This window comes from Treponema sp. UBA753, assembly GCF_002297325.1.
Lineage (GTDB): Bacteria > Spirochaetota > Spirochaetia > Treponematales > Treponemataceae > Treponema_D.
Genome location: NZ_DBKJ01000124.1, coordinates 848 through 7217 on the forward strand (window position 1 = coordinate 848; position 6370 = coordinate 7217).

A 6370-nucleotide genomic window follows, 5' to 3' on the forward strand; every position below is an offset into this window, starting at 1 on the left:
GACATGGTTGTTTCTCCAACTGCGGAAGAAGCGTTCACAGCATTGATTCGCGAAGGACTTTCTTCTTATAAGCAGCTTCCTTTCATGGTTTATCAAATCAACACAAAATATCGCGATGAAATCCGCCCAAGATACGGCGTAATGCGCGGACGCGAATTCATCATGATGGACGCTTATTCCTTTGACGAAAACGATGAATCTTTAGACGAATCATACAATGCAACAGCAGCTGCTTACCGAAGAATTTTCAAACGGCTCGGCCTTAAAACAATTTCTGTAAAAGCCGACACAGGCGCAATGGGCGGATCAGGCTCAGAAGAGTTCATGGTAGAAAGCGAAGTTGGAGACGACACTCTTTTGCTCTGCCCTGACTGCGATTATGCCGCAAATGTTGAAAAAGCCTCTTGCCAAAAAGAAACTGCTTTAGATTCAAATGGTGAGCCACAGAAAAAAACAGAGCTTCCAACAGAAAAAGTTGCGACTCCAAACGTTTTTTCAATTGAAGATATGGAAAAATTCTTTAACCAGAAATCCTCAACATTCTTAAAAGCATTGATTTACAAAGTTTACAACTGCGGAATCAACCTTTCTGCGAACGAAGAATACAAAAATGCAAAAACTGTCACAGAAGGCGGACAAACTTATTATCCGGAAACATTCTGGTGCGTCCTGATTCGCGGCGACCTTGACGTAAACGAAACAAAACTCGCTTCAGTTTTAAAGGCAAGCGGCGCGGAACTTGCAAACGATGAAGATGTTTTAAAATATTCTGGCGCACCGCATGGATTCGTTGGACCAATCGGACTAAAAATTCCTGTTTTGGCTGATGAATCAACTCTTTCAATGCACGACTGCATTGGCGGAGCCGGAGAAAAAGGTTTCCACCTAAAACACATTGAGCCGGGACGCGACTACACTCCATTCATGACAGCAGATGTTCGAACTTGCAAGGCAGGCGACAAATGTCCTGAATGTGGCGGAACATTCTACATGAAAAAAGGAAACGAGCTTGGCCACATCTTTAAGCTTGGCTACAAATACACAAAAGCCATGAACGTTTCATTCCTTGACCAGAACGCAAAACCTGTAACTCCAACAATGGGCTGCTACGGAATCGGAGTAGACAGAACTTTGGCAAGCATCATCGAAGCATATCATGATGAAAACGGAATCATCTGGCCAATGACAGTCGCTCCATTCCAGGTTGTAATCGTTCCAGTAAAATATGACGGAACAATGAAAGAAGTTGCCGACAAACTTTACAATGAACTTTCTGACGCAGGAATCGAAGTTCTTCTTGACGACCGAAACGAACGTCCAGGCGTAAAGTTCAAGGACTTTGACCTTATAGGAATTCCTGTCCGCGTTGTTGTTGGCGAAAAAAATCTTCCTAACGTGGAAATCAAGCTCCGCAAAGAATCGGAAGCAAAACTTATTCCGGCAGAAAACGCAGCTTCAGAAATCAAAAAAATTGTAGAAGCAGAGCTTGCCGCTTTGAACAACTAACATGAAAAAACTGATTATATTTTTTACAAGTTTATTAATCTCTCTTTCTACTATTTTTGCTCTTCCCGGATTTAAGCAAATAATTCCAGACATACCTGGTGAATATATTTATTATAGGGATTTGTCTTTTGAACGAGAAAGCTACATTGGATTTTTAACTTACGACCCGCAAACTTTTTCTGCAAGATACTATGCTCCTGCAGAAAAAGAAGCAAAGCTTCCAGAAAAGGAAGTTCAGATTTTTTTTACAATAAATCCGAAGGCAAATAGGTTAGAACTTACAGGCGAAAAAGTCCTAAATATTAAGCTTTTAACAAGTGAAGATTTAGAAATTGTAAACTATATGCACGATTTGCTATATGAATTTACTGCTCGCCGCATAAAACTTGTAGAGAACAACGTTCTTTCTGGCACTCAAGACGAACTTGAATTTTCAGGAAAAATTACTTCAAATGAAAACTTTGCTCAATTTGGAGGAACAACACAAATCAACTGGAATACAATAATTCCTCTGTTTAACATTGAATCAGTCTACAACGAAGACGAAGCAAAAAAAGTATTTTCAGTTGCAACAATAGGAAGAATTTCTTCAAACGAAGATAAAAGTTTTGAAAATTTTAAAGGCTTTTTTAATCCAAAAATAACCAAAAACCATAAAAATATAAAAATCAAAAAAGCTCCTTCAAAAGAAGTTCAGACTCCAGACGGACAATCCTTTGTTTTGGATAAAAACTGGACTCAAAAAATGGAAAATCTATTCGTTTATGGCGATAATGCGATTGTCGCCTACGCTTCTCTTCCAAACGAAGATTTAAAATTTATTCACAGACAAATGCTTTTAAGTTCTGAATCAACCTTTTTAGATTGGCAAACACTAAAATCTTCTAGTTGGAATAAAAAAGATAAAAATTATATTATTGAAGGAATTTTTTACGATTCAAAAACTTCTGAAGTTACAAAAAACATTAAAATCATAACACCTTTAGAAAACGGATATTCTTTTTTTTCTATTACAACATTTTTAAGCATCTATGAGAAAAATAAAAAATACTTTGATGCAATAGTTAGTAGTTATAAAACAAAATAAATTGGAACAATCAACTAGTTTAATAATCAGAATTTTTATTTCTCTTACATGCTTTATATTTGCATTTCTTTTTGCAAAATCAAGCCGAAAAGGCTCTATTGGTATGGCTTGCAGCCTTGGCGAATTTATGATTGGAACTTGGCTTCTTTTTGACGGAATTCGCTATCTTTTTGTAGAACCATACACGTTAATCACATTTCGTTCATTGGCTTTTGTAACGAGCGAATTTGGAGCATTCTTTTTATTTCTTTCAGCATACAGAATATGTATAAAACCAGAAAAGTATTTGGACAAAAAAATATACTTTTTATTATCGTTTCCCATCGTTGTTTCTTTTTTATATTTTTTTCTTGCTATTTTTAATGGCACGAATTTTTTCTTTTCTTATGAAAACGGAAAAACCTCCTTTAGACTAGCAAGTTATTTTCATCTTGTATATTGCTTTTTTTTAATGCTTTTTTCGGAACTTTTATACCTATATCGCTCTGTTTTTCCTGGTAAAAACAAAAGATTTTTATATATTGTAAATAGCCTTGCTGTAATGATTTTGCTAGCTTCAAACTTATACAAATTTGCAGTAAACAAAGAAATTAGTTATTCTTTTCAGAAATATACAGAATTTTTTTACACTTTCGGCAATTTCAATATAACTTTAATAACTTTTATAACAGTCTATTTTCAAGATGTAAATAAAACGAACCGATTTTTTAACAATCAATTTTTTGATTCCGCTCCTTATTCTGTAATAATATTTAATAAAAATAAAATCTACATAGATTCAAATGCTTGTGCAAAAAGTTTCTTTAAATCTTATGAAATTCAACCACAACAGTTTGATGAGTACAAAACATTATTTCCTGACGAAAAGTTTCAAAAATTAGGAATTCCAAACGACGACAATACAAAAAAAGTGTTTTATCTTTCCGGAGTACAAGACAAACGGCTATACTACGCAGTGTTCACAGAAATTTTTGATGATTCAAACAATATTATTGGTTATTATTTGACAATCTCTAAAATGGAATTTTATACAAATGTAATGCAGCAACTTGAATACTTGGCCTACACTGATAATTTAACAAATTGCAGCAACAGAATTGTTTTCGAAAAAAAATTCTTATCCACCACGAATACTTCAAAAACACAATTTCTTTTAGTCTGTGCTTCTATAAACAATTTAGAAAAAATAAATACAGAGCTTGGAATTACAAAAGGAGACACATACATTAAGACTTTTGTAGACATCCTGCACAAAAATATAAATTCATTAAAAGAAATGCAAAACGAAAATAAAACAGAAATGTTCCGCATGACTGGAACTGTTTTTCTATTTTATTTACCAATGTACTTTCAGGAAAAAATTTCTATTTTCTTTAAGAATATAAAATCCGACTGCTCAGCCTTTTCAAAAACAAAGAAAATTCCACTTTCTTGTTCTCTTGGCTATTCCGTAACAAGCAAAACTTCAAACAACGTTATGCGTTATTTTCAAAAAAGCTACGAAAATATGCTCTTAGATAAAAAAAGTTCATTCGAAACAGACTAGTTAAAACTTGAACGGCTGAGCGGCGAACCAATCCACTGCCCTTCTGTTCCTAGATAGTCTTTTCTTTCGCCTTCAATTAAAAATTGAACGCTTTTTACAGTCGAAAATTCGGTAGCCGTATAGACAATTTGCATAAGCTGCCCGATGCAACCTTCTACGCCATAAGTGTTAAATTCAAAATCCTCGTTAAAATTCAAAGTTGCAATTCCATTTTTTACAGAAGCACCAATAAGCCGAGTTCCTTTAGGAATAAGCGTCATGCAATTCATCTTATTTTCTTCTAAAGAAGGACCTTGCAGCAGCGCTTTTATATTTTCTGTAAGCGGACTGTCCGTTTTTGGCATAGAGCGTTGAACTATTTTTCTGCTAACAGAACCATCAGAATCAATACTTATAAAACAAAGGTTTGCTTTTCTTGTAGTTAAAACTTCTTTTTTTGATTCCGATTTTTCAGTCTTCTTTATTTCTACAGTTTCGTTTGAACTATTTTCTTGCGCAACCTTGTTTTCATCTGAATCTTTTTTTGAATTATTGCTTTCATTTTGATTTTCAACTGGATTTTCAGATTTCTTTAGATTTTCTTCTTCTATTTTATTAATTTCAGCAGGATTTTCAGTTGTTTTTTTAGCATCCGATTTTTTTCCAGTAAGATCTATTTCAATTGGTTCTTCCATTTCTTCGCTATTTTCAGGATGATTCATCACAAACTCTGGAGTAGAAACGCCAACCCGTTCAAAAAAGTTTGTCTTTTTTAAATTGCCAACAATTTTGTCTTTTTTCATAAAGAACAACATTATTAAAACTATAATGGCAACACAGAAGATTGCCACAAGAAGTCCGCTATTTTTTTTATTTCCATTCTTAGCCATACTTTTTTATCGGAATTTTTCGTCGGAAATTTAAATTTTCTTCAAATAATAAAAAATAACCGAAGCCACAAAAAACTTCGGTCATTCAATTTTTCTTTAATCTTTATTTTGGGTCATTTTTGCTTTCGCAAAAACCGGGCTTTCCGTGGTTCCGCTATCGCTCATTCAAAAGCGGCATTTCGCAAAACTCAATCGCCACTTTTGAACGGCTTCGCCGCCACTACAATCCCTTGCCCGTTTTTATTTCGCCAGATATTCGTTGATTCCAGCCGCAGCTTTTCGTCCTTCGCCCATGGCAAGAATTACGGTTGCCGCACCAAGAACAATGTCTCCTCCTGCCCAAACTTTAGCTTTGCTGGTTGCCTGTTTTTCATCAACTGCAATATGACCTTTTGCGTCCTGATTCAATCCTGGTGTTGTCTTAACAAGCAACGGATTTGAACCGTTTCCAAGAGCGACAATCATTGCGTCGCAGGCAATTTCGTGTTCACTGCCAGGAATTGCAACCGGCGAGCGGCGTCCAGAAGCGTCTGGCTCGCCCAACTCGTAAGACAAAACTCTTACGCCGCAAACGCGCCCTTCTTCATTTCCTAAAACTTCAACTGGATTTTCAAGGAAGCGGAAGTTTACGCCTTCTTCTTCCGCATGCGCGATTTCTTCCAGACGAGCCGGCATTTCCTTGCGTGTTCGGCGGTAAACAATATCAACCTGTTCTGCTCCAAGCCGGAAAGCCATTCGCGCCGCGTCCATTGCAACGTTTCCTGCGCCGCATACAACGACGTGCTTCGCCTCGTAAATTGGAGTTGCCGCGTGTTCCTTGTCGTAGCCTTTCATCAAATTTGCGCGTGTAAGATATTCGTTCGCACTGAAAACACCGATTAAATTTTCACCAGGAATTTTCATGAATTTTGGAAGACCTGCGCCAGTTCCAACAAAGGCTGCGTCAAAACCTTTTTCAGTCAAAAGCTGATCCAAAGTGTCTGTTCGGCCAACAAGGAAATTCAACTCAAACTTAACGCCCATTTTTTTAAGGTTATCAATTTCGTTCTGAACAATTGCCTTTGGAAGTCGGAATTCAGGAATTCCATACATCATAACGCCACCGGCTTTGTGGAATGCCTCAAAAACAGTAACATCGTGGCCAGCGCGCGCACAATCAGCGGCAACAGTAAGTCCTGCAGGACCAGCGCCAATAACGGCAACTTTTTTTCCTGTTTTCGGAGCAATTTCCGGCATTGTAACTTTATTGTTTTCGCGTTCCCAGTCGGCAACAAAGCGTTCCAAACGGCCGATTGAAACAGCCTTTTCAGCAGATTTATAAACCTTTCCAACCGTGCACTGTCCCTGGCACTGTTTTTCCTG

5 protein-coding genes are annotated in these 6370 nt (G+C 36.6%); 3 read left to right on the top strand and 2 right to left on the bottom strand.

From position 1 onward, the window contains the following. The 3 genes from B4C08_RS09855 to B4C08_RS09865 form a co-directional block, all read left to right on the top strand. Nucleotides 1–1506: proline--tRNA ligase (locus B4C08_RS09855; RefSeq protein ID WP_296664952.1), on the top strand; the 1506-nt coding region annotated here is incomplete at its 5' end. Between the two features lie 121 nt (nucleotides 1507–1627). Continuing rightward, the gene (locus B4C08_RS09860) at nucleotides 1628–2593 is read left to right on the top strand and encodes a hypothetical protein (protein ID WP_296664954.1); all 966 of its coding nucleotides are present in this window, start codon (nucleotides 1628–1630) and stop codon (nucleotides 2591–2593) included. A gap of 205 nt (nucleotides 2594–2798) precedes the next feature. Next, nucleotides 2799–4139, top strand: coding sequence for a GGDEF domain-containing protein (locus B4C08_RS09865; protein WP_296664956.1), 1341 nt, complete (start codon nucleotides 2799–2801; stop codon nucleotides 4137–4139). Here the strand turns inward: B4C08_RS09865 and B4C08_RS09870 are convergent. Both B4C08_RS09870 and gltA read right to left on the bottom strand, forming a co-directional pair. After that, the gene (locus B4C08_RS09870; protein WP_296664958.1) at nucleotides 4136–5008 is read right to left on the bottom strand and encodes a GerMN domain-containing protein; all 873 of its coding nucleotides are present in this window, start codon (nucleotides 5006–5008) and stop codon (nucleotides 4136–4138) included. The two genes, B4C08_RS09865 and B4C08_RS09870, sit on opposite strands and share 4 nt — an antisense overlap. A gap of 240 nt (nucleotides 5009–5248) precedes the next feature. After that, a partial coding sequence (gltA, locus tag B4C08_RS09875) for an NADPH-dependent glutamate synthase (protein WP_296664960.1) occupies nucleotides 5249–6370 on the bottom strand: 1122 nt, incomplete at its 5' end.